The following is a 1,721-nucleotide window of genomic DNA, read 5'->3' as shown; positions in this document are numbered from 1 at the left end:
ATACCAACCCGCGAAACCCCCAGCACCTCCGCGAACAACCCGCACAAAATCTCCTCCTGCGGACTCCGCGGACCACGCCCCACCCCACCCACACCGAACTCCGGCACAGGCAACGCAGCACGATCCACCTTCCCGTTCACCGACAACGGCAGCACATCCAGCACCACCACCACCGCCGGCACCATGAACTCCGGCAGGAGACCCGCGGCGTGGGCGCGTACGGCCTGTGGGTCGGCAGTTCCCGCGACGTAGCCGACGAGCTGCGGCTGGCCTTCGGGAGCCGGGACCAGTACGACGACCGCGTCGGAAACGCCGGCCGCGGCACGCAGGGCGGCCTGGATCTCACCGAGTTCGACGCGACGGCCGCGGATCTTGACCTGGTGGTCCTGGCGTCCGAGGAACTCGAGCTGACCGTCCGCGCGACGCCGGACACGGTCGCCCGTGAAGTACATGCGGCTGCCGGGGATCGTGGAGAAGGGGTCCGGCAGGAACGCGGTCGCCGTCTTCGCCGGGTCGTCCAGATAGCCTCGCCCGACGCCGGCACCGCCCACGTAGAGGTCTCCCTCGACGCCAACCGGCAGGAGCTCCAGCCTGTCGCCCAGCACATGGAGCTGAGTGTTTCGAACGGGTGATCCAATCGGGACCGGCCCTCCGTCCCGGAGGGGCGCGGACGTGATCGCAGCGTGCGCGACGTCGTCGGAGCATTCGGCCGGGCCATAGGCGTTGGTGATCGGGATGTGCGGGAAACGCGCGAACCAGCGGCGGCAGAGGTCGGCCGGCAAGTCCTCGCCAGTGGCCATCAGGTGCCGGAGGCCTCGCAGTTCGGGCACGGGCAGCCCGTCGTCCCACTGGTCCAGCGTCGCTCTCAGCAGCGAGGGGACAACTTCCAGGACGGAGACGGACTCGGTGTCGACGGTCCCGAAGAGTGCTGCGGGATCGGCACCCGTGGCGGAGCCGACGGCGCGAACCCGGCCGCCGACGACCAGGGGTGCGAGCATCTGCCAGACGGAGACGTCGAAGGTGAGCGGAGCGTTCTGGATGAGGGAATCCCCGTGGGTGAAGCCGAGGTCCTCGATCTTTGCGAGGAGGTGGTTGGCCATGCCCGCGCGGTGCACCATGGCGCCCTTGGGTCGACCGGTGGAGCCGGAGGTGTAGATCACGTAGGCGAGGTCCTGCCGGTCCGGCTTCCGCACGGTCGATTCCGGCAGCGCGTCACTCCACGCGTTTTCGACGAGGACGGCTTCGACCGCGCCAGCGCTCCCGGCGGCGATCTTCTCGGCCGCCACCGCTTCGCCGGGGCCCGCCAGGATCCAGCGCACACCGGCGTCGGAGAGCAGTTCCGACACGCGAGCGGCGGGTGACCCGGGGTCGAGCGGCACGTACGCGGATCCGGCGGCCAGGATGCCGATGAAGGCCACGATCGCGTCGATGCCGCCTTCGGCCAGGAGGGCGACCCGCGTCTCCGGGCCGGCTCCTCGGGACCAGAGCCACTGCGCGACTCCGTCCACCCGGGTGACCAGTTCCCGGTAGGTGACGGCGCCGTGGTCGTCGGTGACCGCGATGGCGTGGGGTGTGCCCTCGGCAATCGTGCGGATCCGGACGACGACGTCCTCAAAGTCCGCCTCTTCCCGGGCGGTGTCGTTCCAGGTGGTGAGGAGCTGGTGGCGTTCGGCCGGGTCGAGGATGTCCAGACCCGTCAACGGCCGGTCGGCATCGGCGAC

General features: G+C 70.1%; 1 protein-coding gene. It reads right to left on the bottom strand.

Annotation, left to right across the window (positions count from 1 at the left end):
* Window positions 1–1,721 (bottom strand): amino acid adenylation domain-containing protein (locus ACGFWE_RS43415; RefSeq protein WP_393606209.1); only part of this gene is annotated, 1,721 nt, incomplete at both ends.

Source organism: Streptomyces sp. NPDC048523, from assembly GCF_043199815.1.
Taxonomy (GTDB): domain Bacteria; phylum Actinomycetota; class Actinomycetes; order Streptomycetales; family Streptomycetaceae; genus Streptomyces.
The sequence above is the reverse complement of the archived record's forward strand: the minus strand, read 5'-3'. Positions and strand labels throughout refer to the sequence as shown.